At 36.1% G+C, this 26360-nt stretch carries 27 protein-coding genes; 19 read left to right on the top strand and 8 right to left on the bottom strand.

The genetic code is table 11. The features are described 5' to 3' along the window. The first annotated feature begins 1 nt into the window (after position 1). Together K332_RS0113700 and K332_RS23670 are read left to right on the top strand one after the other, a co-directional pair. Positions 2–304: a TFIIB-type zinc ribbon-containing protein gene (locus K332_RS0113700; protein ID WP_026907972.1), complete on the top strand. Its 303-nt coding sequence runs from the start codon at positions 2–4 to the stop codon at positions 302–304. A 138-nt stretch (positions 305–442) separates the two neighbouring features. Continuing rightward, complete coding sequence (locus tag K332_RS23670; protein WP_084287993.1) at positions 443–559, top strand: DUF4023 family protein; 117 nt, start codon at positions 443–445, stop codon at positions 557–559. A 97-nt stretch (positions 560–656) separates the two neighbouring features. On the opposite strand, the gene K332_RS0113690 is transcribed toward K332_RS23670, so the two are convergent. The 4 genes from K332_RS0113690 to K332_RS0113675 form a co-directional block, all read right to left on the bottom strand. After that, positions 657–1211 (bottom strand): NADPH-dependent FMN reductase, encoded by a 555-nt coding sequence (locus K332_RS0113690; RefSeq protein ID WP_026907971.1) that lies wholly within the window; start codon positions 1209–1211, stop codon positions 657–659. A gap of 242 nt (positions 1212–1453) precedes the next feature. Beyond that, a complete protein-coding gene (locus tag K332_RS0113685; RefSeq protein WP_245604684.1) occupies positions 1454–2977 on the bottom strand; it encodes a methyl-accepting chemotaxis protein in 1524 nt (507 codons plus the stop codon). A gap of 323 nt (positions 2978–3300) precedes the next feature. After that, positions 3301–4821: a D-alanyl-D-alanine carboxypeptidase/D-alanyl-D-alanine endopeptidase gene (gene dacB / locus K332_RS0113680; RefSeq protein WP_026907969.1), complete on the bottom strand. Its 1521-nt coding sequence runs from the start codon at positions 4819–4821 to the stop codon at positions 3301–3303. A gap of 124 nt (positions 4822–4945) precedes the next feature. Beyond that, positions 4946–5419 (bottom strand): GyrI-like domain-containing protein, encoded by a 474-nt coding sequence (locus K332_RS0113675; protein WP_026907968.1) that lies wholly within the window; start codon positions 5417–5419, stop codon positions 4946–4948. 156 nt (positions 5420–5575) lie between these two features. Between K332_RS0113675 and K332_RS0113670 the strand changes: the two genes are divergently transcribed. The 3 genes from K332_RS0113670 to K332_RS0113655 all read left to right on the top strand — a co-directional run bounded on the left by K332_RS0113670 (position 5576) and on the right by K332_RS0113655 (position 7157). After that, complete coding sequence (locus tag K332_RS0113670; RefSeq protein WP_026907967.1) at positions 5576–5980, top strand: hypothetical protein; 405 nt, start codon at positions 5576–5578, stop codon at positions 5978–5980. Positions 5981–6772: 792 nt separating this feature from the next. Then, the gene (locus K332_RS0113660; protein ID WP_026907965.1) at positions 6773–6961 is read left to right on the top strand and encodes an H-type small acid-soluble spore protein; all 189 of its coding nucleotides are present in this window, start codon (positions 6773–6775) and stop codon (positions 6959–6961) included. A 25-nt stretch (positions 6962–6986) separates the two neighbouring features. Beyond that, positions 6987–7157 (top strand): H-type small acid-soluble spore protein, encoded by a 171-nt coding sequence (locus tag K332_RS0113655; protein WP_425414461.1) that lies wholly within the window; start codon positions 6987–6989, stop codon positions 7155–7157. Positions 7158–7223: 66 nt separating this feature from the next. Here K332_RS0113655 and K332_RS0113650 read toward each other — a convergent pair whose 3' ends face one another. Then, positions 7224–7790, bottom strand: a complete 567-nt coding sequence (locus K332_RS0113650) for a YpjP family protein (RefSeq protein WP_026907963.1) — start codon at positions 7788–7790, stop codon at positions 7224–7226. 591 nt (positions 7791–8381) lie between these two features. On the opposite strand from K332_RS0113650, the gene K332_RS0113645 reads away from it, so the two are divergent. From K332_RS0113645 to pstB, 4 genes are all read left to right on the top strand, one after another. Further along, positions 8382–9386, top strand: coding sequence for a PstS family phosphate ABC transporter substrate-binding protein (locus tag K332_RS0113645; protein WP_026907962.1), 1005 nt, complete (start codon positions 8382–8384; stop codon positions 9384–9386). Positions 9387–9493: 107 nt separating this feature from the next. Then, the gene (gene pstC / locus K332_RS0113640) at positions 9494–10447 is read left to right on the top strand and encodes a phosphate ABC transporter permease subunit PstC (protein ID WP_026907961.1); all 954 of its coding nucleotides are present in this window, start codon (positions 9494–9496) and stop codon (positions 10445–10447) included. Position 10448: 1 nt separating this feature from the next. Beyond that, positions 10449–11333 (top strand): phosphate ABC transporter permease PstA, encoded by an 885-nt coding sequence (pstA, locus tag K332_RS0113635; protein WP_026907960.1) that lies wholly within the window; start codon positions 10449–10451, stop codon positions 11331–11333. A 52-nt stretch (positions 11334–11385) separates the two neighbouring features. After that, positions 11386–12186, top strand: a complete 801-nt coding sequence (pstB, locus tag K332_RS0113630) for a phosphate ABC transporter ATP-binding protein PstB (RefSeq protein ID WP_425414460.1) — start codon at positions 11386–11388, stop codon at positions 12184–12186. Between the two features lie 68 nt (positions 12187–12254). Here the strand turns inward: pstB and K332_RS0113625 are convergent, their stop codons facing one another. Together K332_RS0113625 and K332_RS0113620 are read right to left on the bottom strand one after the other, a co-directional pair. Beyond that, a complete protein-coding gene (locus K332_RS0113625) occupies positions 12255–13946 on the bottom strand; it encodes a methyl-accepting chemotaxis protein (RefSeq protein WP_036688932.1) in 1692 nt (563 codons plus the stop codon). 135 nt (positions 13947–14081) lie between these two features. Then, positions 14082–15896, bottom strand: a complete 1815-nt coding sequence (locus tag K332_RS0113620; protein ID WP_036688930.1) for a LysM peptidoglycan-binding domain-containing protein — start codon at positions 15894–15896, stop codon at positions 14082–14084. 201 nt (positions 15897–16097) lie between these two features. Here K332_RS0113620 and K332_RS0113615 point away from each other — a divergent pair, with 201 nt between their 5' ends. The 4 genes from K332_RS0113615 to K332_RS0113595 all read left to right on the top strand — a co-directional run bounded on the left by K332_RS0113615 (position 16098) and on the right by K332_RS0113595 (position 18690). Beyond that, positions 16098–16460 (top strand): DUF2089 domain-containing protein, encoded by a 363-nt coding sequence (locus tag K332_RS0113615; RefSeq protein ID WP_026907956.1) that lies wholly within the window; start codon positions 16098–16100, stop codon positions 16458–16460. A gap of 11 nt (positions 16461–16471) precedes the next feature. After that, entirely contained in the window at positions 16472–16855 is a 384-nt protein-coding gene (locus K332_RS0113610) for a hypothetical protein (protein ID WP_026907955.1), read from the top strand. Between the two features lie 10 nt (positions 16856–16865). Continuing rightward, entirely contained in the window at positions 16866–17150 is a 285-nt protein-coding gene (locus K332_RS0113605; RefSeq protein WP_026907954.1) for a hypothetical protein, read from the top strand. Positions 17151–17787: 637 nt separating this feature from the next. Further along, positions 17788–18690, top strand: a complete 903-nt coding sequence (locus K332_RS0113595; protein ID WP_026907953.1) for a helix-turn-helix domain-containing protein — start codon at positions 17788–17790, stop codon at positions 18688–18690. 100 nt (positions 18691–18790) lie between these two features. Here K332_RS0113595 and K332_RS0113590 read toward each other — a convergent pair whose 3' ends face one another. Then, positions 18791–20038 carry an MFS transporter gene (locus K332_RS0113590; protein ID WP_026907952.1) on the bottom strand — a complete coding sequence of 416 codons (1248 nt, stop codon included), beginning with the start codon at positions 20036–20038 and terminating at the stop codon, positions 18791–18793. A 622-nt stretch (positions 20039–20660) separates the two neighbouring features. Between K332_RS0113590 and K332_RS0113585 the strand changes: the two genes are divergently transcribed. The 6 genes from K332_RS0113585 (at position 20661) to K332_RS0113560 (ending at position 26333) form a co-directional block, all read left to right on the top strand. Beyond that, positions 20661–21203 carry a PadR family transcriptional regulator gene (locus K332_RS0113585; protein ID WP_026907951.1) on the top strand — a complete coding sequence of 181 codons (543 nt, stop codon included), beginning with the start codon at positions 20661–20663 and terminating at the stop codon, positions 21201–21203. A 12-nt stretch (positions 21204–21215) separates the two neighbouring features. After that, positions 21216–21701, top strand: a complete 486-nt coding sequence (locus K332_RS0113580; protein WP_026907950.1) for a DUF4188 domain-containing protein — start codon at positions 21216–21218, stop codon at positions 21699–21701. Positions 21702–21815: 114 nt separating this feature from the next. Next, positions 21816–22430 carry a PH domain-containing protein gene (locus tag K332_RS0113575; RefSeq protein ID WP_026907949.1) on the top strand — a complete coding sequence of 205 codons (615 nt, stop codon included), beginning with the start codon at positions 21816–21818 and terminating at the stop codon, positions 22428–22430. Positions 22431–22673: 243 nt separating this feature from the next. Continuing rightward, the gene (locus tag K332_RS0113570) at positions 22674–23672 is read left to right on the top strand and encodes an ABC transporter ATP-binding protein (RefSeq protein ID WP_026907948.1); all 999 of its coding nucleotides are present in this window, start codon (positions 22674–22676) and stop codon (positions 23670–23672) included. Beyond that, positions 23669–24664, top strand: a complete 996-nt coding sequence (locus K332_RS22535) for an ABC transporter ATP-binding protein (RefSeq protein ID WP_051359463.1) — start codon at positions 23669–23671, stop codon at positions 24662–24664. Before K332_RS0113570 ends, K332_RS22535 begins: the two co-directional genes overlap by 4 nt. Positions 24665–24734: 70 nt before the next feature. After that, complete coding sequence (locus tag K332_RS0113560) at positions 24735–26333, top strand: ABC transporter substrate-binding protein (RefSeq protein ID WP_026907947.1); 1599 nt, start codon at positions 24735–24737, stop codon at positions 26331–26333. Positions 26334–26360: the final 27 nt, after the last annotated feature.

Here is a 26360-nt window from a genome sequence, read left to right as displayed (position 1 = left end):
TATGAACTGTCCAGTTTGTGATAACGTAAGAACGAAAGAAGTTCAGAAAGAAAGTGTTTTAATTGATATTTGTCCAAACTGTAAAGGTGTGTGGCTAGACCGTGGTGAATTAGAAAAGATCACCGCTGGTCTAAAGGAAGAGCAAAAGTATTATGAAGAAACATTCGATTCCTATGAACGTGAGTTTCGCAAACATCCTGAATACAAAAAGGAATATCATAAGGATTATGACCCGAAATATGGTCCATACGGTTATAAGAAAAAGAAGAAAAAGACTGTGCTAGATTTGCTAGATATATTTTAATAATGGAAAGGGCTCTGTTTTAAATAGAGCTCTTTTTTATTTCGAAAAAATAATAGGGCAGGGTTTCGCTACATGATTTTTACATAGTTCTTCTATACATGGATATACTAAGTGAAAAAGTTATAGGAGTTGTAAACTATGGAAGATACGTCTACCTTTGTTACAAAATTTAATGAAAGAAAAAGGAAGGATGAATTTAATCGAAAGAAACAAGGTGGGGGAAATAAAGCAAATTTACCTAGTAAGCGCCATTAGAACTGGGATTTCACTATTAAATACAATCTGGTTAGCAAATAAAGTAAAAAGTGCCGGAACTGTATAGCGTACAGTTTTCCGGCACTATAATAATCAATTAACGTACTGTTTTTAAAGCACGGCTCCAAGCAACAACTTGATCTAACATTCCGTTAGCATTATCAGCATGGTAATCAGCAGGTTTGAATACAGAGAAGTTTTCAAAGTCAGCCATTAGTGAGAATGTAACAGCAGTACGAACGTCAGCAACTTGAAGTTCACCTAAGATTAAACGAAGGTTTTCATGAGCACGAGTACCGCCAAGACTTCCGTAACCTACAAAACCTGCAGCTTTGTTGTTTACTTCAGGATTTAAGTAATCTAAAGCATTTTTCAATGCGCCCCCAACAGCGTGATTGTATTCAGGAGTAATGAAAACATAGCCATCAAATGAAGCCATTTTTTCAGACCAAGCTTTTGCAGCAGCTTGAGCTTCTTCTGTTTGAGATGCTTTAGAACCTAAGAAAGCTAAATCGTATTCAGCAAGATCCACTAGCTCATATTCTACCCCTTCATCATTACGATTGTTAGCGAAGTTTAAAGTCCAGTCTGCAACAGCAGCACCGTTACGTCCTTCGCGCACACTACCTTGCACAATAGCAATTCTTAACATAATAAATTCCTCCTCTGAGTTGTGTTTATTAGCTGAATTAAGATTGGGACACTTAAGAAATAATCCTAAATGGTTTATCTTTAATTCAATATATTTGAATTCAACGTTATTAATCTTATCATGACTTTATGTCAATTGCAACTACAAGGATTGCAATTTATTATTTAGTTACAAAAAGTAATTATAGTATAAAAAACTACCTTATACCACTGAGTTGCAAGCGTATGAGGTAGTGAGAAAAATTAGACTTTAAATTTGTGAATTATTTTCTTGGAGTTTTCTGCCACTTTGGAAAGATTGTTAATTGCTTCATTTACTTGATTCATTATTTCTACCTGTTGTTCCGTTCTAGCGGAAACTTCTTGTGAGTTTCCTGAAGCTGTTTGGGATATTCCAGTTATATGATTCATTGAATCAACAATTTCCTGAGAGCCTTTTGTCATTTGTTGAACAGCAGTGGAAACTTCTTGTATTTGCATACTTACATGTTGAATATAACTATTTAATTGTTCAAATGAAGTTCCTACTTCTGTGACAACACCGATACCAGTATTTACCTCATTATTAGCAGTCTGCATAGAGGTTATTGCTGTTCCGGTTTCATCTTGGATGGATTTAATTAAACCAGAGATTTTTAATGCAGAATCAGCAGATTGCTCCGCTAATTTTTTCACTTCATTTGCAACCACAGCAAATCCTTGGCCATGTTCTCCAGCTCTAGCTGCCTCGATGGAAGCATTTAATGATAATAGATTAGTTTGTTCTGCTATTTCTGAAATAATGTCGATAATATGGTTAATCTCCTTAGAACGTTCTCCAAGTCCTTTAATGACATCGGATAACCCATTTACCGTGTACTTAATTTCATTCATCTGTTTTACTGCTAAAGTACTTGCTTCTTTTCCTTTTGATGCGTTGTCATAAGCCTCTATAGCTGTATTAGAAACATTTTGTGCATTCGTTGCTATCTGCTGTATACCATTTGACAAATCATGAATAGTTTCTGAAGTCTCTTCAATAGTTTGTACTTGTGTATCTACGCCTGATGATAGTTCTTCCATTGTTGCTGCTATTTCCTCAGAAGCTTCATTAGTCTGTTCTATATTGGCTACTAATTCATTAGTAGAATTTGCAACATGTTCAACACTTGAGTTGAACTCCTTAATCACAAGTCTAAGATTTTCAGCCATTTGGTTTAAGGTTTCTGCTAAAAGTCCTATTTCATCCTTGTTCTTAACTTGTAGTTTTTGAACAGTTAAGTCACCATTAGCAATATGTTTAGCATATTCGATAAGTGACTGAAGAGGTTTTGTCTTTCTTCCAATAATAAAAATTGTAATAATACAAGCAATAATTAAGGGAATAAGTCCTAATAATACGCTATCCTTTACAGAATTTAACGTGCGTTCTGTGACAATATCAGCATTAAAATCAATTGCGTTAAGCGCAATTATTTCTTTTGTTGGGTCATGGTCTTTAAATACTGGAGCATACCCAGTTAATCGCTTCATTCCACCAGCTTCATAAATTTCAGAATAAGCCGGTTCCTTTGTTTCGATGATGGACTGAACCAATTCTTTATCGAGATAGAAATTATCACCTGCAAATATCCCTTGGTTTTCTAAGTTTTGATCGGCGACAAGAATGGTACCATCTAAAGAAATAATATATTGGTTTTCAAAGATATGCTTATGGTCGATTGTCCAATTAATGGATTGTTGTAATTGGATATTTTTATTTGAATCTCCATTTGCTAAGTCTTCCAAGTCATTTGGATCAATTAATCCGGTAGTAATATTGGCACAACCTACTGCTTCAATACCAGCTGCTTCATAAGTGTTCTGGTAGGTTACCCAATAGTTTGATATAGAAGTAATAATTAGGGAAATTAAAAAAACGCCAATAATAATTATTCCCAGCTGTCTAGTAATTCCTTTTTTCGTACCTTATGCGCTCCCAAAGTTGTATTTTTTCCTACGATAACTATATCGGTAACAATTACCAATTATTTAAGAGGAAAGTCCTAGATGGGAAAAAGAACCAATGGGGCTGCCTATTAGGATAGAATCCATAATAGCAGCCCCATTAATTAAAATTCATAATTAGCTAATTCAGTAGCAATCTCGTCTTCAATTTTTGTAATTCCACTAGAAGCTCCCAAATAATTATTAACCATGATGGAGAAGATTAATTTTTGTCCATCTTTCGTTGTGACATAACCTGATAAGGAGGAAACCCCAGTAAGAGATCCGGTTTTTGCCATGACATTATTAGCTGCTGGGCCATCTGTCATTCGGTATCGTAACGTTCCGCCAACTAATCGCTCAGAATTACCTGCGATAGGTAAAGAGTATTCAAATGCAGAGTACCATTCCTCATCTTGTACTTCAAAAAGCAATTGTGATAGTTCGTTAGTGGGAATCAAAGTTTTATGAGACATACCGGAACCATCACGAAGAAGAATGGTATCTCCGTTTATCCCAAATTTGCTCGCAACCTCCTTCATAACCTCTAGACCTTTATCCCAACTTCCCTCATTATGGACAACTCTTCCCATTTCTTTGGCCAGTGTTTCACCATGCCCGTTATTACTTAATTTCATAAATGGAACGAGTAATTCTTCAAGTGTCATAGACTCTTTTGAGGTAAGAACAGTCGCATTCGTAGGAGTAGTTTCCGCTGGACCTGTGGCTTTTGGATTTCTGGTTAGTGTAATCCCATGTTCCTCCAAGGACTTCTTGAAAACATCTACAGCGTATCCTGTTGGTTCCCAAATCGATACCCAAGATCTTGCATTAGACCCTTCTACAGGAATAACGCCCTCGATGACAATGTCATTAGAACCGTGTTTCCTTTCAATAGAAACTGCTCTACTATGGTCGGTACTAACTGTAGAGGCATTATTGATGATTTTGACATAGTCGGTGTGTGGTGTAAGTTTTACTACGGGCTTATCGCCAACTTTCTTGCCGGGATAAACCTCTACGATGACAGTCGCAGCGTCATAATCTTTATTTGGTGAAAGAGTTAATGCGGAAACTTGTGCTCCAGTATAGAACGGTTCGTCTGACCAGTTCAGGTCTTGTGAAAGTCGGACATCATCATACCAAGTATCATCACCAATTAAGTTCCCTTGTATGTTTTTGATGCCTTTTGCTTTTAAATCAGCAGCAAATTGATCAAGGTCTTCCTTTAACAGAGTTGGATCACCCTTCCCTTTCAAATAAAGGTTACCCATAAGTACATCCCCTCTAATTCTCCCATCCGTTAAAACTTCTGTAGTAAAACGATAGTCAGGTCCAAGTGTCTCTAATGCAGCTACAGCTGTTAGTATTTTCATATTAGATGCGGGGTGTAGCCGGTGGTCACCATAATATGAAAAAAGTAGTTCTCCTGAATCCACATTCCGAACGCTTACACCAGTGGTAGATCCGTTTAGTGCATGGTTACTTAGAATCTGATTAAGTTTGTCGGCTAGTGATTCTTCTTGGGTGGTTTCAATAGAGGCATTTACTGGCTGCGAGTTATGATGTACGACTAGAGGTATAGACAACAATATTATTAATAAGAAGGTAAAAAGCCCTCTCTTCCATCGTGTTGCAGTATTCATTTCGCCACTCCTTATCCATATTTTTCTACCATATATATGACATTTATTAACAGCTTATCCTAGGTCTAAAGTATACTTTGTATTATTACCAATGGCAGAAAGGAAATAAACCTCCGGAAGCATACTAGAGTAATTTGTTTATGGCGATACAGATTTCTACGTTAGATTCACCATGTTCATTCCAAACTTCCATATCGAATCCAAGTGGAGTGTAGCGATTTTTTTGTATCCAATTATTGTATAAGTAATCATATGTTTTATAAATATCTGTTCGTGATCCATTGTGCTTACAGTTAACATACATATTTTCTTCAATGGTGTAAAGTTCTGTATTACTTGGACCCATTTCAACATTTTCTACTTCAAATCCAATTAACAAACTATCTTTATTCTTAAATGGATTAAATTGCTCCATCATCGGGTAGATTTGAATAACTAATACATCCTCCCTTACTTTATTTGGAATTTGCTCTGCAATATCCTTTAGGTGGGTTGCTGTACTTTTGATCACGTTATGTTCTTCCGCCTTATGAAGATTTGCTGGAAGGCGATACCCTATCAGTTTAAATGAACTTTTCTTAATTATTTTTGGTCCCAAACCGAATACACCTCCGTATTTTTATCAACCATTTATATTCAAGAGTATGAAATAAAATGTGTTTAATTTGATCGGGGCATGTCCGATTTTTTTTGGTATGAAGTTCATCTGACCCACATAGGAATGAATATAAATGTTATTTTGGGGGTGTGTAAGATGGGAAAAGTACTTACAATTACAGAAGAGGAAATGAAGCGGTATGTTGAACTAAACAAGCGAAAAAAGGAAATAGAACAAGAAATGAATGACCTGAAAAAGAAGTTTCATGATGCATTGGATTCATCATTTGGTAAACAAGGTAAAGGTGAGATCAGGCAAGGAAATTATAAGTTACAGCGCCAAATACGCACTGCAGTTAATTATGATGATATAGGTACGGTTAGGAGACTAGAGGAACTTAATCTTAAAGAGTTTATAATTGAAACGAAAATCCCGGACACGGAAAAATTGGAGTCGGCATTAAATCTGGGGCTTGTAGAGGAAGAAGATTTTAAAGAGCATAAAAAAGTACGAGTAACTCAATCCATTATTGTTAAAGAAACATTTTCGAGTATAGAATAAGTGCTGGGAACTAGCTGGTGAAGAAACTGGCTAGTTATTTTTTTGACTAAATTTACAGAGAATTCACCGTGTGTTATTAATTGCTTAATCTTTAATCCTTATACTTAGAGTAAGTTACCTTTCTATTGGGGGGTGTAAGAATGAAGTTCCTTCTAAGACTAAGTGTTAGTCTTGCTGCCGTATTAATTTATCTTACCTATTAATTATGAAAGTGGTGGAGGATGGTGAAATCCATGTATAGGTTAGATTGCAAGTCCTTCAACTATTTAACCCGTTACTATGATTATAAAATTCCAAATGTTTTCTTTCGCAACATTACCTTTCTAGGGGGAGCACCTTTACAATTTCAAGTATTATCTTACTTATTATTTTTACAACGGGTTCCATAAGGTTAACTGCCATTGCAGGTGCAGTGTCTCTCGCAATTAGTCATCTTCCTGTTGCTATGATGAAAAAAGTCTATCTACGAAAAAGGCCCTATTTAGTCCTCAAAACAGCCATGTCGATTTAAAAGCCTGCCATTTTTCTTATATATACCCAGAATGTAGGATAGCACTTCCAAATAGAATCAATTGAGAGAAGAGTTAACACAATTTCAGCCAGATATCATTCATGCAGCAACCCCATTTAATGTAGGGCTATGTGGATTACATTATGCTAAAAAGTTACATATTCCAGGTCTACAAAAGATATGGAAATTTATTTCAAATCATCCCTTTTTAACCTCGTATGGACTTTTTGTTACTGCAAAAAATAAACATACAAAAAGGTAATTATGAGGAGTGAGAAACAATGGATATAGAGCGTGCAGAGAAAATAATGAACTCAGATGTATTTGTAAATGTGAATTATCATGGAATTCCTGTCTATATTCAGGAGGTCAATGGGCAGAATGCTAAGGTATTTCCACTGGATGCTATTCAACATGAACAAGAGGTTGACTTAGATGGATTGAATGAATCTGGTCCAATATCGTTATAGATGGAGGGATAATAAGGTGCACCGTATGAGAGCTGAAGAAATTTCACAGTCCCCAGAGATGAAACATGTTACCTATAATGGAAAGCAAGTATATATTCAACAAGTGAATGAGAATGGTACTGCAAGAGTTTTTCCACTTGATGCTCCTCAAAGTGAATTTGATGTTCAATTAACAAACTTATATGAACAACTATAAAAAAACCTCCATTGCTGGAGGTTTTTCTAATATATCTTCGGGTGATGGCACCTAATTAATCTGCAATTATGACATCCATTTTGGTGGGGTGTTTTTATCCCAATAAATCTCACCTAATGTATGATGGGTTTCGAAATTATCATCTTTTACATGGTAATGGAAGTTAAACCAATACCCATCTAGTGGCCTATTGTCGCGTCTTACATGGAACTTTGCAATATCTTCCTTCGATAATTCATTATAAATATTAAAAATTCGTTCCCCATATCCATTAGATGGTTGTTCGGTTATGGAAACATATGAAGTATCTTCATTTTCAAGTATGTTTTCTAATGCTAGTTCAATTTTAGGTAAAATAATTTGATTAAATTCTTCTTCAACTTTTTCAGAAATTTTAGGACCAAACTTAGCTAAGCTTTGCTCTTTTGCTTTTTCGGTAAAAGTACTTATGACATCTATATCTTCTTTTTCTTCAGAGACAACTTGAACAGCTATTTCGCTATGGTCATGATCGTCTGGTGAAACAACCTCGTTATTTTCCTCATCGGCGATTAAATAAGTAGGAGTATACAAACCAAAGGTCAATATCGCAATTAATGCAACAGCTATTTTTCTCAACCATAAGTTCTTCATAGTAATTTCCCCTTTATATCTCTTATTCTAAATTTTATCACGATTTCATAAGTTGTCCACCATATTCTCGTTTGTTATCCATTAATAGGAAATTAGTCTTACACAACGGGTGTTTATTAGAAGGTTGCTTTTAATTAAATAATTTGTATAGGCTGTGCGGTAAGGGTTAAGAAATATTGAGATGCGCACCGCTTCTAATGTAAATCTAGGTTGCAATGATATATAAGATCATCATTCACATCGTTTTGACGGAGAAACTAGTTCGAAATGATGTATAAGAGCATCATTCACATCAATTTGACGGAGAACCTGGTTCGAAAAGATGTATAACAGCATCGTTCACATCATTTTGAACCGAAGCCAGTTAGGTTCATAACTTAATTTATTAATAAAGTACCGCAAAGCTTCCATCATCTGTGAAAAAAACAGCAATTACCATTACGAAAACAGCGTATACAAATAAATATATAAATTTACAAACCCTTTACATTTAGTCCACATAGACTTAACATTCCCAACTTATACTTAAGTTTGTAAGGGGGAAAGCAACCCTCTAAAAATACAAAACGCACTTTGGGGAGGACAATTTAGATGAAATTCAAAAAGTATTTAATGTTCCTATTCGTAGCAGCTTTAGCGGTAATGCTTGTTGCATGTGGGGACAGTGAAGAAGAGAAAAATTCTGGAGATAACGCTTCTGATGATGCTTCAGAAAGTACAGATAACGGAAACGAAGAAAATGCTTCAGAAGAATTAGAAGGTAGCGTAGTAATCGATGGATCTGGTACTGTATTTCCACTAATGGCTAAATTATCCGAAAACTATATGCTTGATGTGCAACCAAATGTGTCTGTAGAAGTGAGTCGTGCTGGAACTTCTGCAGGTTTTGAAAAATTCTTACAAGAAAATGGTACAGACTTTAACGATGCATCTCGTTTAATTAAAGATGAAGAAACAGCAAAAGCAGAAGAACTTGGAATTGAAGTAAAAGAATTAAAAGTTGCTTTAGACGGTTTGACAATTGTTACACATCCGGATAACGACTGGGCAACTGAATTAACTACAGATCAAGTACAGGGGATCTTCCTTGGTGAGTACACAAACTGGTCTGATGTTAACGCTGACTGGCCAAATGAAAAAATCCAAACTTATGGACCTAACGAAAACCATGGAACCTATGAGTTCTTCTATGAAAATATTTTGGAAGAGCAAGATTTAGTAAGTGATGTCAGTCTTCAACAAGATTATTCAACATTAGTTACACTAGTTTCTGAAGATACAAATGCAATTGGCTTCTTCGGATTTGGATACTATGATAGCAACAAAGAAAAAGTTAATGCTGTAGGAATTGACTTTGGTGAAGGTGCAGTAACACCATCTCTTGATACTATTGCTGAAGATGGAGATTACGCAGGATATACTCGCCCGGTATTCACTTACTTAAATGTGAATAATGCGAAAGAAAAGCCACAAGTATTAGATTATGCAATCTATGTAATGGAAACAGCTAATGATGTTGCTGGAGAAACTGGATTTGCTCCAATCCCAGAAGAAGAAGCAAAAGCACTAGTTGATGAACTAAAAGCACTTCAATAATAAAATAAACTATCTTAGAAATTATGCATGAGTATAACAAAAGATGAGGGCACCTTTTTGCTCTCATCTTATTGTGACTTTTCGATTTGGAAGGAGAGCTGCGCAAAATGGCAGCAAATGAAAACAATAAAAATACCGCTATAGATGTAAAGGGAATGATCGCAAAAAACAAACAGGGAAAGAGTCTTTCAAGTATTACGGAAAAACTAATACCTGTTGTCCTGTTTTTATTTGCAATCATTACTGTTTTTACAACGGTTGGAATTGTAATCACGCTCTTAACGGAGACAATAGAATTTTTTAAACGTGTTCCAATATGGGACTTCTTTACAGGAACTGTTCTAAAGCCTATGAGTCAAAATCCCGAATTTGGCGTATTGCCACTTTTAAATGGGACGATTATTTCATCGACCATTGCTATGTTAGTGGCAGGACCAATTGGTTTAATGGCGGCGATTTATTTAAGTGAGTACGCATCTGATCGGGTTAGAAAAGTATTAAAACCGATGTTAGAAATTCTCGCTGGAATTCCGACAATTGTTTATGGTTTCTTTGCTTTTACCTTTGTAACGCCATTAATCCGTTCTATTTGGCCAGATGTCGCGGCAACAAATATATTAAGTCCAGGAATTGTAATGGGAATCATGATTATTCCGATGATTGCTTCCCTTTCTGAGGATGCAATGAGTTCCGTTCCGAATGCAATGCGTGAAGGTGCTCTTGGACTTGGTGCTACAAAATTAGAAACAACATTCAAGGTTGTTATCCCAGCTGCTTTATCAGGAATTATCGCTTCGTTTGTACTGGGAATATCCCGGGCAATTGGAGAAACGATGATTGTTACAATTGCGAGTGGTAGCTCGAAAAACTTTACCTTTGATATTACACAGTCGATGCAGACGATGACAGCCTATATTGTTGAAGTATCTGGTGGAGAAGCGGCTGCCGGCACAACGATTTATTATAGCTTGTATGCTGTTGCAATGACCTTATTTGTATTCACGTTGTTAATGAATTTACTTGCAAGATATGTCTCTCGTAGGTTTAGGGAGGAATACTAAAATGAAGTATTTAAATGCTGATCAAGTAACAAAACGTATGGATGGAAGAATTGCAAAAAATAATATATTAAAGATGCTGTTCCTTTTAGCAACAATCTTTGGACTTATTGTATTAGCTATATTAATTTATCGTGTTGTTGTTGATAGTATTGGTTGGATTGATTGGAACTTTTTAACTGGAAGACAATCTACTGATGCAGAACGTGCAGGAATTATGGGTGCTCTCTTAGGTACATTGTGGATGATGTTGGTTGTTGCACCAGTTACACTAATTCTTGGTATTGGGACCGCAATTTATCTTGAATTATATGCGAAAAAGGGGCGATTACAAGCTATTATCCAAACGAATATTTCCAACTTAGCAGGTGTACCCTCGATTGTATACGGAATTTTAGGGCTAACCATATTTGTACGAGCAATGGAAATGGGAAATATCATTTTAGCTGGTGGTTTAACCTTATCACTATTAATTCTTCCTATCGTAATTGTAGCTGCTCAAGAAGCAATTAGGGCTGTTCCAGGATTCTTAAGTGAAGCTTCATATGGCATGGGAGCAACGAAATGGCAAACGATTAAGAATGTTATTTTACCAGCAGCTTTACCGGGTATGTTAACAGGAGCGATTTTAGCACTATCCCGTGCAATTGGTGAAACAGCACCACTTACTGTAATCGGAATCCCTGCGCTGATAATTCCTTTTCCAGAAGGGATCTTTGATAAATTTACAGCACTTCCGATGCAAATTTATTACTGGACAATTGATTCATCCTTAGTAGCGGAATATGCAAACCTTGCTGCCGGAACAATCATCGTTTTATTAGTATTATTGTTTGTACTGAATTCAGCTGCAATATTTATCCGTAATAAATTCCAACAACGTTTCTAAACGAAGGAGGAAGAGAGCAATGAGTCTTTTAACAGTTAAGGAGAATATGGTAATGGTAAACAATGGTAATATAGATATCGCGTCTTCTATAGCAAATAATAATGTTGTCTTTGATACAAAGGAATTAAATCTTTGGTATGGTGAAACACATGCTTTAAAGGATATCAATCTAAAGATTAAGGAAAATGAAGTAACTGCGATTATTGGTCCTTCAGGATGTGGGAAATCGACTTATTTAAAGACATTAAATCGTATGGTGGAATTAGTTCCAACAGTACGTACAACTGGAGAAATATCCTATAAAGGACAAAGTATTTTAGACAAATCCTTTAAAGTAGAGAATCTTAGAACTCGTGTTGGAATGGTGTTTCAAAAGCCAAATCCATTTCCAAAGTCTATTTATGACAACATCGCATATGGTCCAAGAATTCACGGGATCCGTAATAAGAAAATTCTTGATGAAATTGTTGAGAAAAGTCTACGCGGTGCGTATATCTGGGACGAAGTAAAGGACCGATTAAAAGAGAATGCGTATGGTTTATCTGGAGGACAACAGCAGCGTTTATGTATCGCACGTACATTAGCAATTGAGCCGGACGTTATATTAATGGATGAACCTACTTCTGCGCTGGACCCAAAATCAACGCTTAAAATAGAGGATTTAGTTCAGGAATTGAAAAAAGACTATTCGATTATTATTGTTACGCATAATATGCAGCAGGCTGCACGTATTTCAGATCGTACTGCCTTTTTCCTGGATGGAGAAGTGGTGGAGTTTGACGTAACAGATACTATCTTTACAAAACCAAACGACAGTCGTACGGAAGATTATATTTCTGGCCGTTTTGGTTAAACTATATATTGAATTTCATCTCCCCCCTTGATGAATATAGAAAAGACTGGCCAAGTGCCAGTCTTTTATTATTGGGTTTTATATTGTTTTGTACTCTCCGCAAGGGAGTTTGATAACTTAGTAAGTTTTAGACCGACTTCGTGTGTATGCTCCATCTGTTTCATTTGACTCTCACTACTTGCTAACATTTCCTCGGCACTTGCTAGTGTTTCTTGGGAAATGGATAAGAAGCCTATTGTTTCCCTTTCGAGTGGGGGTAAAAGCTGTTCTAGTTCTTTTAGTTCTCCCTGTACACTTTGAAGTTCCGTATTAACCTCAAAAACTTCTTTCATTAATTCATCAATGGTTATTTTTGCTTCATTCGATTTCGTTAAGGTTGTTTTTGTTTTCGTAAGCATTTGTTCGAACTCTTGTGTAGCGGTATTGGTGATCTTGTCCATATTAGAAATGGATTCCGTTATCTGTTCTGCTGCACTAGAAGATTGCTCGGCAAGCATACCGACCTCATTTGCGACAACTGCAAACCCTTTTCCTGCATCTCCAGCTCTTGCGGCCTCAATGGAAGCGTTCAAAGATAGCAACTTTGTTTGATCGGCAATCCCTTGTATTAATCCGACAAGCTGACTAATGGAGTTAGAATAGGACTGTACATGATGAACGGTTGAAGTTAAATGCTCAAAGTCTTGATTAAACGTATTCATGGTACTAATTAGTTCTGATATATTTTTCTCCCCGTGTTTTGCTGAGCTATCCATATCATTTGCATTCGTAAAAATTGTCCCCATACTAGCAATCATTTGTTCAATCTTTTCCTTCATTGATTTAAAGGATTCAGAGCTTCCTTCTGAACTACTAGCCGTTTGTTCAGCACCATTTTTAACAGCTTGGATGGCTACTATAAGGTCCTGACTTGAAGCAAGGGTCCCTTCTGATGATTGCTGTAGTTCGCTACCAGTCTGTTCAAGATGATTAGTCGTGTCGTTAATCTGGTGTAACAAGGATCTCATATGAGTAACCATTGCTTGATAGCTTTTTACTAAAGATGATATTTCAGGTATGTTGGTTTGAACTGTCAACGTATCATCTTTTAAATCCCCGCTTCGAATTTGTTTCATTTTTTCCCTTAGTGCACTTAATGGGTTTGTAATGCCTCGAACGAAAATAAGTACAGCGATAGTTGCAGTTAACAGACTAATAACGATAATGCCAATCATAATATAAGCCATTTGATGGATGCTACCCATGTAGCTCGAGGTTTGTACCATGACAACATAAGTGCCGTTTACTTCATCCATTTTAACAAAGCTTAATGTATAATCCTCTCCGTTAATGGGTTGGTGAATGGTACCGTGTCCCTTTTCTTGAATGGAAGAAACTAGGGAATCTGGTATTTCTATTAAGGTTTCCTTACTAATTTTAAATGGAACAACATCATCCTCGGTTATGTAAAAGTAATCGGATATAATGCCATCATTATCAAGCTTTTCCTTTTGGGAACGTACACTGATTTCTAACTGTTGCCAAAAGTAAGCTTCGTCACTAACATAAGTGAATTTTAAATTACTAGCCAAGTCACTTGTTAAATCTACTTCACTTAATAGTCTTTTTTCAATGGCCTCCATTGTTGTATTTCTAGCAATGGTGTACGAGCTAATTCCAACTGCAATAACAGAAATCGCTAATAACGTAATAAAAATAAGTAACAAACGTTTTCTAAGACTAATCCCGTTGCTATTACTACTCTTTTTCTTGTTGTTCACGTTTTATCCCCCGCAGAAACATAATAGATTTATAGTAAATTATACCAATGTAATGTAAACCCAGTATTAAGTTAATGTGAAGTTTGTAGTGCTTTTGGCATAGAAATAGTGGGTGTGTATATCCCCCCAATAATGTTATATAAAATCTACAGTTGAAACCATCTCATTAATATGATGACTATCTGCCCATAAAATAAAGAACTGGTAGGTATCTTCACCAATTGTGATTGGATTAGGATAGCGAATAATGAAGGCAGCTTGATTATTCATTTCTGCTGGTTGGTCTAATGAAGGATAGATAAAACAGGCTTCCTGATTCTGGATAGATGTATGGGTGATTTGTGGATCGGAACCATAAGGCATTAGTATATGGTGTGCTTCATTCTGACAAACAACACCGATGGTAGCAGGGGATGATTTTACTGCTAGTTGAAAAAATCCAGCAGCACCTTCATAACGTACGTAACTCACTTGCCTCCAGTGTGATGGATATTGAAATTGCACACGGAACTGGCTGTTTTGATAGGTTGCTGTTGTATCCTTACTTGCTTCTGGTGCCCATTCCAAAGCCATAATGTTAGGCTGCGTTACTAGTCTTCTGGAAACATGACGGTTTACATCAGTTACCCAAAGTTCAGTTGCAGATATTTCAGTTGTGCAGCCGGATAGATAAGCAATCTTTGTTCCGTTTGGTGACCAATCAACTGGTGTGGAGAAGCAATTTGAAATAGAAATGGTCTGTTCATTGTTACCGTGATTGTCTGTCGTTTTAATTAATGAAAAGTATCCTAGTTCTTCGAATGATGTTGCGCTAAAGGCAATCGATGTTGCATCATGTGACCAAGTTGGAAAGTAGTTCTTCCCTAATGGACCCCCCTCAACTTCATATTCACTACCAGTTGATAAGTCAATAATATGAATGATAGAGATGCTGGCCCCGGGAGTAGTGTAAAGCACAAATTGGCCATTGGGTGAGAGTCTAACATGGTTGTATCTACCACCTGTATTTGCAGTGATTTTTGTCCGGTTAGTTCCATTTGCTTGTATACGGTATAGTTGACTAATGCCATTTTCATCTGGTGCTTGAAAAAGTAATTGATTGCCATTAGGAAACCATTGTACATCAGTTGCCTCCGATTGATTGATAATTTGGAACTGATTTGTATTAACTTGATAAAGTACGATTTGGTTAGGTTTTGAATAAGTAAGAATGGAGTTATTTGGTGACCAATTGAGGTAGGCACCTATTCCCTCAGAAAGCTGATCAATTGTTGCTGTTACTCCAGTATTTATTTGAACAAGATAGATGATATTTCCCCTACCAACAAATGCAATTTTATCCCGGTTTGGTGACCAGTAAGGAACGGAGAATGATTCTCCTAATCGATTGGTGAGCTGATGTGTGTTTCCGCTTGATACATCATAAAGCCAAATGTCAAAACTTCCTATATCCCCTGCTGTATACGCGATAATACCTTTTTCTCCAAAAGGAGCGAATGGAATGAAAAGCCGCATTCCAGGATAAATCACGGTAGATGACAGATTATTTACTGTGCGAATGAGTTCGGTGTTCACTGTTCCGGCAGTCGTCACTTTATAGCGTAGGCCGATTCGGTATAACGAATCACCGGGTTGTACGGTATAGTACGGAAGACCAGGTGGTATTTCTAAAAGCTGGTTAGGATAAATGACGTAAGGAGCGCTTAGGTCGTTCGCTTGAATAATGGCTGAAATTGGAATTCTAAATTGAGAAGCGATTTTATAGATTGTATCACCTGATTGAACGCGATAACGATTGATGCCTGGTGGAATAGATAGTTGTTGTCCAATGAAAATAGTATTATGAGATGGAATATTATTTGCATTAATTAGTGTCATAGTTGTAGTGCCAAATCTGCTAGCAATTTGGTTTATTGTGTCTCCAGATTGAACCGTATAAAAAATTTGCATAAGATCCCTCCGAAAAGTACTTATTAATTAGGTTATTCACCTAGAAAAAGAGTGTTCGGGGAAGTTTAGAATTGAGATTATTAATATTTGAATCAAATTATTTAATTAATATTTAAAATAAAATTAATTATCTTAATTTTATATTTACATATCGTAGTGGATTGTTTATAATGGTATCAAAATAAGGAAAGGGAACCAATGATGACACATACTTTACTAACTCATTGTCCAGTTTGTAGTGAAACTCTTACCGTTACCAAACTTCACTGTAACCACTGCAATACAGTTATTGAAAATGAATTTGAACTACCTAAGTTCAACCTGCTTTCAAAGGAACAGCTTCAGTTTATTGAGACCTTCTTAGTTTGCAGAGGAAACATTAAGGAAATGGAGAAAGAACTAGGGATATCTTATCCAACAGTAAGGGGAAAGTTGAATGATATTGTGCAGGCACTCGGACATGATTCCAATGACAAAACAACCGTGGATGAACGTAAAGTTGTAGGAATGCTCGAGCGGGGAGAAATCACTGCTGATGAAGCAATTAAAATGTTAAAAGATTAGGAGGAAGGAAAATGAAGGATGAGATTGCAAAGGTATTAGGTATGATGGAGGAAGGAAAAATTGATGCGGATAAGGCAGCGGAATTGATTTCTTTATTAAAAGAAAAAGGAGAAAGCACTAAAAAAGTGAAATCCTCTAATTATCTTGATAAGACATTGAAAATCCGTATTCAATCACATGAAAATGATAATGTGAAAGTAAATTTGCCAGTCAGATTATGTCATGCATTATTGAAGGCAGGGCACGGTATTGCGGCCAATATACCAGAATCACAGAAGTATGTGAAGGATTTGGATGTTGATTTGATATTAGAAGCAATTGATCAAGAAATAGATGGGCAAATTGTTGATATTACCTCAGGTGATGGGGACAAGGTTGCTATTTTTATAGAGTAGGTTGAATTATATGCTTAAGATAAAAATGAAATCTGACCGTAATTTTACATTATTAGTACCTTATTTTATATTAAATACGGCAACCACTATCATGCTGACTAACTTTATTTGGCGAAAAATCACCGAACGAGACTATTATACTAGTGAATCAACAACAATCAGTAAATCTCCTATGAATAACAAACTATTAAAACCACTAATTAAAACTGCCATCAATGAAGCCAAAAAACATCGTGGAACAACCATATTAGAATTAAAAAGCTCGCAAGGTGAGGAAATTACTATTAGATTATAGTATTTAATAGAAGGGACAGTCGCTCGCTGTTATACGTAGTAATACAGTGAGGACGGTCCCTTGTTACAGAGTGTCCTGATAAAGCTTAATTGGCTGATTGAAATAAAAATTTTCACATTTTATTTGATAAATATACTAACAAACTTATACTTTAACATATTATAAATGGTAAGTTACTTGGGGAAATTTAAACTATTTTAAGAACATCCCTACCAATATAATAAATAGTAATAAGTAGAGAGCCACTTTTTGTAATGAATTTTTATACTTTTTCTCAATTAGTCCGAAAAGTATAACAACAAAAGCTACCAATAATAGAATTTTAGAAATAGGAATCATAGGAAAAAATCCTCTCATGCAGTTATTTAGACTTATTGTCAATATAGATTATATATTTCAGACTTTATTCTCCTCAAATTCTACCTAATAAATTATAAGCTTGCTTCATACAACTTTTTCTATAAACTTGCATGATGCACAGAGGTTAACATGTAAGTTAATAGAAAACATGTCTAATCTTTTCATATTTACCTCCTTTACATAATTATTCATTTGTTATAATTGTATTACAATATTAATTTTAGCTATTTTTGTTATTTATTAAATATGCATTTTTGCATACTTGGAGAGTGGGAAAATGGATTCTATAGGATTAAAACTTCGGTATTTTCGAGAGCGACGGAATTTAACTAGAAGAGAATTAGTTGAAAATATTTGCGATGAATCCACATTATTTAGAATTGAAAAAGGAAATACGATGCCTAGTATGTTTATTATTGATAAGTTGTGTGAAAAAATGAATATACCAATTGCAATGCTTTTTGATGATGGAGCAACTAATTATAGTGAAAAATCGATCCTTTACTTAAAACAGTTATGTAGGAAACTTGTATATAGTAAAAGTTTTTTAGAACTATCCTTATTACTTGAAGAACTAAGAAAAGAAATTAATAAAAACGAGTCAGTAAATAAAGAAAATGATTTATTCTTGATATGGCATGAATCTATAGTTGTCCATAAACTTAATAACGATCCTAATCATGCAAAAAATCTTTTAATAAACCATATCCCACAACATGCTTTACTTGAAATAGAAATTTCTATGATGAATAGTCTAGCTTTAATTTGTAAATCACTAGGACAGGAATTAGAAACTATGTATTACCTAACTAAAGCTTTTGAGGCTATTCAATTCAATAATATTTTTGAGGATTCTACACTTCCAATTCGCGTAGGATACAGCTATGCTTCTCTATTATTTAATCAAAAGGATTATCTACGTGTTATTGAGATAGTAGGGAAAATAATTAGTTATTTAGACATGAACTATTTATTTTATATGCGAGGAAGAATGTATCATATCTTGGCAAAAACTTATGAGAAAATGGGAGACTTTGATTTAGCTGAACTATATATGAAAATTGCTATAGATATTTTTTCTAATGAGAATAAGACACAGTATAAAACAAAAGCTTTAGCTGATTTAGAAATAATTAAAAAGAGTAGAGTAACACTAAAGGAATCCGCATCAATTTGCTAGAAAAAACTGCATATGATTTTTTAATTGGGATTATACGCGAAAAAAGGACAGTACCACAACGCTTTATCACGGTGTGCTACAGTCCTTTTTACATAAACTCTTATTCGTCTGTCGATTTCAGAGAACGGAATACGATTAAGAAATACAAGGATCCTACTAAATATAATCCTGCTGTAATCGTGAAAACATGTGCATAACCCCAGTATGCGCCATTCAACATAACGATAGAAGTAGATACTGGCCCCATCAATGCCCACCCAAGTTGGAACACCATTTGGTTAATGGAGTTGGCAAGACCCTTCACTGAATCATCAACCTTAGACATCATTAAGGAAGCCTGGATTGGATTCCCGGCATTCATCAGTGCCTGTCTAAATAGGAATCCAATACTTGCAAGCAATAGATTTTCCGTATAAGCAGTTAATAATAAGAATGGTAGGGAAGAAAGTTGTAAATAAACTACAGCCCTTACCTCTCCTACTTTTTTCACTACTAGCGGTCCTATAAACATGGCCACTGCTGTTGCTGCCTGACCTAATGAAATGATTAGTCCAATGATCGAGTTTGAAGCAGCAAAACGATCAGCAAAGTATAAATTCAAGTACGGGATAACAAGCCCACTACCAAATCCGATAAGTAATTGCGCGACGGCAAATAGAATAATTATTTTAAAGCCTGATTTATTAATCTTTAGGAACTCCCGGAATGGAGTTTTTTCAGTTTCATTGGTTTTTTGCTTTTTCTTCTCTACCATTTTAAGAGTAGGGAAAAAAGCAAGAATATAAAAGATACTACCAATGATTAAGGTGATTCGGATACTACTTAATTCGGTGGTAAATAATGTGAAGAAGTCTGTTAAGGTTCCACCTAGTAGACTACCGATAACATTCGCTGCTGTCATAATAGCAGAGTGTAAGCTAAATAAATGAACACGCTGCTTCGGCTTAGAGTTTTCAGCTAACCATGGAATGGAAGAGACCTGTAGGAATGCTGTAAAAATACCTGTTGCAAATCCGGTAAGTAATAGAAGTGTTTGTGCCTCTACAATACTCCTTAAAAACAAAATAAGTCCCGTTAAAACAACCCCGAATATCATCACTCGTTTTCTACCGAGCTTGTCACTCATAATCCCAGCGGGTACTAGAATAATAGCTGTTGCTAATGCGGTTAACGCAATAACTTGACCATTTACCTCGTGACTTAGGCCCAACTCTTGAATATAAATATTGTACATGACCATAAACATGCCCATCCCAATTTGGGAGAAAATGTTGGCCCATATTGCTAGTTTTATATTTTGATTGTATGTCTTCAGTTGCGCAGACCATTCTTGGAGGAATACCGCCATTGTTGTATACACGTCCTTATAAATATTACAAATAAATATTTCGTGTCCCTAAGTAATATACAATCAATTGGTGAAAAAGTAAATGGAATTAACTACTGTTATTAAAAAATAGATTGTATTCGTAATTTTTGTTGCTTATACTTTCGCGGTTGATGGAAACTGCGCGGTATCTAGAGATAAAAGCTAGTCTTGCATCAAAATGATGTATAGCAGGGTTCTATACGTCATTTCACCCAAGTATCTGCTTCAAAGTGATGTATAGCAGGGTTCTATACATCATTTCACCCAAGTATCTATTTCAAAGTGATGTATAGCAGGGTTCTATACGTCATTTCACTTAAGTATCTACTTCAAAATGATGTATAGCAGGGTTCTATACGTCATTTCACCCAAGTATCTGTATCAAAATGATGTATAGCAGGGTTCTATACATCATTTCACTTAAGTATCTACTTCAAAATGATGGATAGCACGGTAATTTCTTGAGTTACCACACAGTCTATACAAATTGTCTAATTTTAAAAAGAAAACTGCCAAAAAACAAAATTAATTATTGCATATTTCGCACTATTTAGGTGTATTGTATATCATAAAGATATATATCAAAAAGATAGGTGTAAAAATGAAGAAGATAAATCAAACTAGATACGCAATATTAGGTATATTGACGACAGGGTGTCGAATAGGTTATCAAATAAAACAAAAGATTGATAATAGCTTAAATCATTTTTGGAAAATAAGTTATGGTCAAATTTATCCTACATTAAAACAGTTAGTGGAGGATGGATTAGCGATAGTTCAAGACTCCGTTCAAGATGGAAAGCCTGATAGGAAAGAGTATATTCTTACGGCTAAAGGGGAAGAGGAACTAAGAAACTGGTTGAAATTTCCTTTAGAAGACATACCCGTCAATAAGAATGAGGTTTTATTGAAGCTGTTCTTTGGACGTCATCAGGATAATGAATTAATGGTTACATTCATACAAAGTTACCAGGAAATTTTGCAAAATAGATTCAGCACATATGAAGGCATTGAAGCATCCATTCGATCGTGTTCACAAGAAAGCGCAGATGCACAATATTGGCTTTTTACTCTAGATTATGGGAAGCGGATAACTGCTGCGGAAATAGGATGGTGTGAGGATACGATTGCTAAATTAAAATAGGGGGGAATAAGGATGGGAAAGGAAATATTTCCAGGGCGTTACACAACAGATAATGACGAAGGGGTTGTTGTATTTCTAATTGGAATGAGGATTAACAAGAGATGGGCAATTAGAAAGTGGTTGCCGGTATTTAAAGCAATGCCAGCGATGATCCGGGAATTGTATGGACACAAGGAAGAACTTGGGTTTCTTTCAATGGAAAGTTTTTTCGGATTAAGAACGACAATAATGATTTCTTATTGGCGGTCTACAGAGGATTTACTGGCATATGCTAAGGGAAAAAAGCATTTGACTGCTTGGAGGGAGTTCAATAAAAAGGTAGGTGATAATGAGGCTGTTGGTATTTATCATGAAGCATATTCTGTTCCTAGTGGTAACTATGAAGCATTATACGGAAACATGCCTTTATACGGGTTAGCAAAAGCAAGGAACCATCGTTTAATAACATCTGATACACGCTCTGCTAAGAAAAGACTTACTGGAGTACGGAAGGCATAAATTAATCATGGATTTAGTGATGGTTGGAAATAGGTATATAGCCCCCTATCGTGTACATGATAATATGTTAACATTGTTATGAAATAGGTTACATAATTGTATGGAGGGATTATTATGTTAAAGAAACTTGCTTCTGATGCACTCGGCTTATCAGATATTGGTAAAATTATTGGTCCTGAGGATTATGACAAAACAGATTCAGATGATTATGTAAGACATGAGGATAATGAGAAGATTTACTTTTTGATAAAAACAAAGTCTGATGAATATTGTTTTACCAATTTGGCATTGATCCATGTAGACGGTGAAAATGCAGTATCATCGAAACGAGTTTTAAAACGTTATTCCTATTCGCAAAATAAGATTACAGATGTTTTACTGGAAACAGCTGGAAGAGTAGATCTTGATATTGAAATTAAGTTTAAGATTGGAAATGTCAGCATGTCTCTCGACGTGGATAAAAAAGAAATCAATCGCCTAAATGATTTGTATAAGGCTCTCCTGTACATTTCTGAACTTACTCATGAAAACAATACTATTCAAGAAATGGCTGGGCAAAGTCTTGATAAAGCTGTAGCTGTCCTTCATAACTCTAGAACAAATGATACGCAACTAGCGGAGCAATACAAACAACTAACCGAATATGGCTTCTCCTGGTTAACATCCATCCGTGAACAATACCATAAGAAGGACTTTGGAGATGTATTTGAGAAATATATTAACAATTAATCCTAAAATAATTTAAATAATAAAAGATAATAAAACGAGTTCAGTACCTATATTTAAGGTGCTGAACTCGTTTTGTATTAATCAGGATATCGACAAGGTTTGACAAAATTCGGGAAGTGACAGGCACCAATTAATTTTTTTGAGAAAAAAGAGAAAAAACATAAATGGGTTAAATTATATGTATAATATACATAATTCGGATTTATCAGTAAATTGGTTGGGCTGTCGGAGGAGGTTCGATATATGAAGTCTGTAAAGCCTTTATTGGAGGTAAAAAACTTACATACGCATTTCTTTACAAAAGCGGGTGTTGTTCGAGCCGTTGATGGCGTAAGTTTTGATGTGAAACCTGGGGAAACGATAGGAATCGTTGGAGAGTCAGGATCTGGAAAAAGTATTACTGCAATGTCCATTTTAGGGCTGATTCCATCTCCACCAGGAAAAATAGTGGATGGTGAAATAAATTTTAAAGGAGACAACCTCCTGAAGAAAACGGAAAAGCAAATGAGGCAAATTCGTGGTAAAGAAATTGCGATGGTTTTTCAAGATCCAATGACCTCATTAAACCCTGTATTTACGGTTGAGAAACAAATGGTAGAAACAATACTTGCTCATGAGAAAGTGACTAAAAAGCAGGCGCAGCAAAGAGCAGTAGAATTATTAAATATGGTAGGGATTCCAGACCCGAAAAAGCGTCTTAAAAATTATCCTCATGAATTTAGCGGTGGAATGAGACAGCGTGTCATGATTGCCATGGCACTTTCCTGTAACCCATCGTTATTAATTGCTGACGAGCCAACAACAGCACTTGATGTAACGATTCAGGCACAAATCTTGGAGCTTTTTAAGAAAATGCAAAAGGAACTAGACATGGCAATTATCATGATTACCCATGACCTTGGTGTAGTATCCGAAGTTTGTGATCGCGTAATGGTTATGTATGCAGGAAAGCCAGCTGAATTTACACAAACAAAAAAGCTATTTGATAATGGCAGGCACCCATACACAACTGGTCTGATGAATTCCATTCCAAAGATTACACCGAATAAGGAAAAACTTCAACCGATTAAAGGACTTCCACCAGATTTAAGATCATTACCACAAGGATGTAGCTTTGCACCAAGATGTAATCATGTGATGGCAAGCTGTTTAACAAATGATCCAACTTTGTCTGAGGTGGATGATAACCACTTCGTACGCTGTTTACTCTACGAACAATCTAAGAAGGCGGTAACGACATGAGTGCACTTTTAGAACTAAAAAATGTAAAAAAACATTTTCCATTAAAAAGTGAAAAAATTCTTTCGAGAGATAAGCCTATGCTGAAAGCTGTGGATGGTATATCACTATCGGTTAAATCGGGTGAAACATTGGGTCTTGTTGGTGAAAGTGGTTGTGGAAAATCAACTGCAGGAAGGGTTGCTTTAAAGCTACTAGAACCAACAGAAGGTGAGATTTGGTTTAAAGGCGAAGACATTACGAACTACAAAGGTGAGCAACTTAGAAAATTACGAAAGGAAATGCAAATTATTTTTCAAGACCCGTATGCGTCTCTAAATCCTCGTAAAACAATTGAACAGACCCTGGCAGAGCCGATGAAGATATTTGGAATGCCTAAAGTAGAGAGGATAAAACGCATTGATTATCTGTTGGATGTGGTGGGGTTAAGTTCCTATCATAAACGTCGCTACCCACATGAGTTTAGTGGAGGGCAAAGGCAACGGATTGGAATTGCTAGAGCACTTTCTTTAGAGCCTGAATTAGTGATTTGTGATGAACCTGTTTCAGCATTAGATGTTTCTATTCAAGCCCAAGTTATTAACTTGATGGAGGAATTGCAGGATGAATTTAATCTAACCTACATTTTTATTGCCCATGACTTAAGTGTTGTACACCATATTAGTGATCGCGTCGCTGTCATGTATTTAGGGAAAATTGTAGAGGTTGGTGAGTCAAATGAACTCTATACGAATCCACAGCATCCATATACACAAGCATTATTGTCAGCAATACCGGAAACAAATATCCACAAGGAAAAGGAACGAGTTATTCTAAAAGGAGACTTGCCATCGCCGGCTAATCCGCCAGCAGGGTGCAAGTTTCATACAAGGTGCCCATTTGCAGAAGAAATTTGCCGTTTACAAGAGCCAGGGCTCAAAACCGTATCTGAGGGTGGACAGATGGCAGCATGTCACTTTGCTAAAGAAGTAATGATGGAAAAGGTTTTAACATAAAAAATTTCAGGGTTCCGCTTATAGGATCCTGGGTTTTTATAAAATTTACAAACAATGAGGGGGAAAAGAATTGAAGAAGCGTTATCTATTTATGTTGTTGGCAGTAGTTGCCATGATTATTAGTGCTTGTAGTGGTGATACTGGAAGTACCTCTGATGGTAAGGAAGATGAAGGTGGAAAGAAAACACTTGTCTTCGGACGTGGAGCTGACTCCATTCAGCTAGATCCATCTAAAGTTACAGACGGAGAGTCAATTTATGTAACAAACCAAATTTATGATACATTAGTTCGTTACGAAGAAGAAAATACGGAAGTAAAAGCGGCATTAGCAACGGATTGGGAAGTTAGTGACGATGGACTAGTTTGGACCTTCCAATTACGTGATGATGTCAAATTCCATGATGGAACAGACTTTGCTGCGGATGATGTTGTATTTAATTTCGAGCGCTGGACAACATCAGCTGAATTTGTTTATTACGGTTATATGTTTGGTGCTTCTGAAGAGGATATGGGTGGCATCATTGAAGAAGTAGAGGCAACGGGTGACCATGAAATTACAATTACACTATCTGAACCAAATGCACCTTTCCTACAAACATTAGCAATGCCTCCATTTGGTATGGCAAGTCCTGAGGCTGTTGAAGAACATGGTGATGATTATTTTAAGAACCCAGTAGGAACGGGTCCATTTGTATTTGAGGAATGGGTTCCAGATGATAGCATTACGGTAACAAAAAATGATGATTACTTTGGTGAAGTTGCTAAAGTTGATGAAGTTATTTTCCGTGTGATTCCAGATAATGGTGCCCGTTTTATGGAACTACAGGCAGGCACAATTGATTTAATGACAGGTTTGAATCCACAGGATATTGGAACTGCTGAAGGCGATGATGCGTTGCAAATTATTCGTAGACCATCTATGAACGTAGCTTATATGGCAATGAATATGGATAAGGAAGGGCCACTGGCTGACAAACGTGTACGTCAAGCAATAAATATGGCGGTTAATAAAGAAGAACTAATTGAATTGTATGAAGGTATTGGAAAAGAAGCGAAGAATCCGATTCCACCATCGCTATGGGGATATAACGATGATGTAGAACCGTATGCGTATGATGTTGAAAAAGCAAAGGCACTACTAGCTGAAGCGGGATATGCGGATGGATTCGATATTACATTAAATACATTCTCTAACCCGCGGGATTATATGCCACAGCCTAAGATTACGGCACAGGCAATAACGGAAATGCTAAAGGCTGTTAACATTAATGTCGAAATTGTTGAAAGTGATTGGGATACCCATTTAACCTTAACAGAAAATGGGGAGCATGACATGGCATTCCTAGGATGGACTGGGGACAATGGGGATCCTGACAACTTTATGTATGTCCTTCTAGATAAAGATAATGCAACTGTTGGTTCGGCAGGAAATATTGCATTTTACAAGAGTGATGAATTACATGACCTTCTAAAGGCTGCACAAGTTGAAATGGACCAAGACAAACGCACAGAGCTATACTTGAAGGCCCAGGAAATTATTCATGAGGATGCACCGTGGTTACCAATTGCACATACAACACCACCACTTGCAGCAAGCAGCAGTATAGTTGACTATGTACCACATCCAACAGGAAGTGAACCTTTTAATCTATTAGATATGAAGGAATAAAAATTGTACAGACTTGTCTCATAAGGG

Source organism: Paucisalibacillus globulus DSM 18846, assembly GCF_000482485.1.
Lineage (GTDB): Bacteria > Bacillota > Bacilli > Bacillales > Amphibacillaceae > Ornithinibacillus > Ornithinibacillus globulus.
This window is presented reverse-complemented; position numbering and strand designations above follow the sequence as displayed.

Excerpts from the sequence above, each read along its gene's own strand:
- K332_RS0113700 (WP_026907972.1), top strand. The coding sequence starts at position 2 with ATGAACTGTCCAGTTTGTGATAACGTAAGAACGAAAGAAGTTCAGAAA.
- K332_RS23670 (WP_084287993.1), top strand. The coding sequence starts at position 443 with ATGGAAGATACGTCTACCTTTGTTACAAAATTTAATGAAAGAAAAAGG.
- K332_RS0113690 (WP_026907971.1), bottom strand. The coding sequence starts at position 1,211 with ATGTTAAGAATTGCTATTGTGCAAGGTAGTGTGCGCGAAGGACGTAAC.
- dacB (WP_026907969.1), bottom strand. The coding sequence starts at position 4,821 with ATGAATACTGCAACACGATGGAAGAGAGGGCTTTTTACCTTCTTATTA.
- K332_RS0113670 (WP_026907967.1), top strand. The coding sequence starts at position 5,576 with ATGGGAAAAGTACTTACAATTACAGAAGAGGAAATGAAGCGGTATGTT.
- K332_RS0113660 (WP_026907965.1), top strand. The coding sequence starts at position 6,773 with ATGGATATAGAGCGTGCAGAGAAAATAATGAACTCAGATGTATTTGTA.
- K332_RS0113655 (WP_425414461.1), top strand. The coding sequence starts at position 6,987 with ATGAGAGCTGAAGAAATTTCACAGTCCCCAGAGATGAAACATGTTACC.
- K332_RS0113650 (WP_026907963.1), bottom strand. The coding sequence starts at position 7,790 with ATGAAGAACTTATGGTTGAGAAAAATAGCTGTTGCATTAATTGCGATA.
- K332_RS0113645 (WP_026907962.1), top strand. The coding sequence starts at position 8,382 with ATGAAATTCAAAAAGTATTTAATGTTCCTATTCGTAGCAGCTTTAGCG.
- pstC (WP_026907961.1), top strand. The coding sequence starts at position 9,494 with ATGGCAGCAAATGAAAACAATAAAAATACCGCTATAGATGTAAAGGGA.
- pstA (WP_026907960.1), top strand. The coding sequence starts at position 10,449 with ATGAAGTATTTAAATGCTGATCAAGTAACAAAACGTATGGATGGAAGA.
- pstB (WP_425414460.1), top strand. The coding sequence starts at position 11,386 with ATGGTAAACAATGGTAATATAGATATCGCGTCTTCTATAGCAAATAAT.
- K332_RS0113620 (WP_036688930.1), bottom strand. The coding sequence starts at position 15,896 with ATGCAAATTTTTTATACGGTTCAATCTGGAGACACAATAAACCAAATT.
- K332_RS0113615 (WP_026907956.1), top strand. The coding sequence starts at position 16,098 with ATGACACATACTTTACTAACTCATTGTCCAGTTTGTAGTGAAACTCTT.
- K332_RS0113610 (WP_026907955.1), top strand. The coding sequence starts at position 16,472 with ATGAAGGATGAGATTGCAAAGGTATTAGGTATGATGGAGGAAGGAAAA.
- K332_RS0113605 (WP_026907954.1), top strand. The coding sequence starts at position 16,866 with ATGCTTAAGATAAAAATGAAATCTGACCGTAATTTTACATTATTAGTA.
- K332_RS0113595 (WP_026907953.1), top strand. The coding sequence starts at position 17,788 with ATGGATTCTATAGGATTAAAACTTCGGTATTTTCGAGAGCGACGGAAT.
- K332_RS0113590 (WP_026907952.1), bottom strand. The coding sequence starts at position 20,038 with ATGGCGGTATTCCTCCAAGAATGGTCTGCGCAACTGAAGACATACAAT.
- K332_RS0113585 (WP_026907951.1), top strand. The coding sequence starts at position 20,661 with ATGAAGAAGATAAATCAAACTAGATACGCAATATTAGGTATATTGACG.
- K332_RS0113580 (WP_026907950.1), top strand. The coding sequence starts at position 21,216 with ATGGGAAAGGAAATATTTCCAGGGCGTTACACAACAGATAATGACGAA.
- K332_RS0113575 (WP_026907949.1), top strand. The coding sequence starts at position 21,816 with ATGTTAAAGAAACTTGCTTCTGATGCACTCGGCTTATCAGATATTGGT.
- K332_RS0113570 (WP_026907948.1), top strand. The coding sequence starts at position 22,674 with ATGAAGTCTGTAAAGCCTTTATTGGAGGTAAAAAACTTACATACGCAT.
- K332_RS22535 (WP_051359463.1), top strand. The coding sequence starts at position 23,669 with ATGAGTGCACTTTTAGAACTAAAAAATGTAAAAAAACATTTTCCATTA.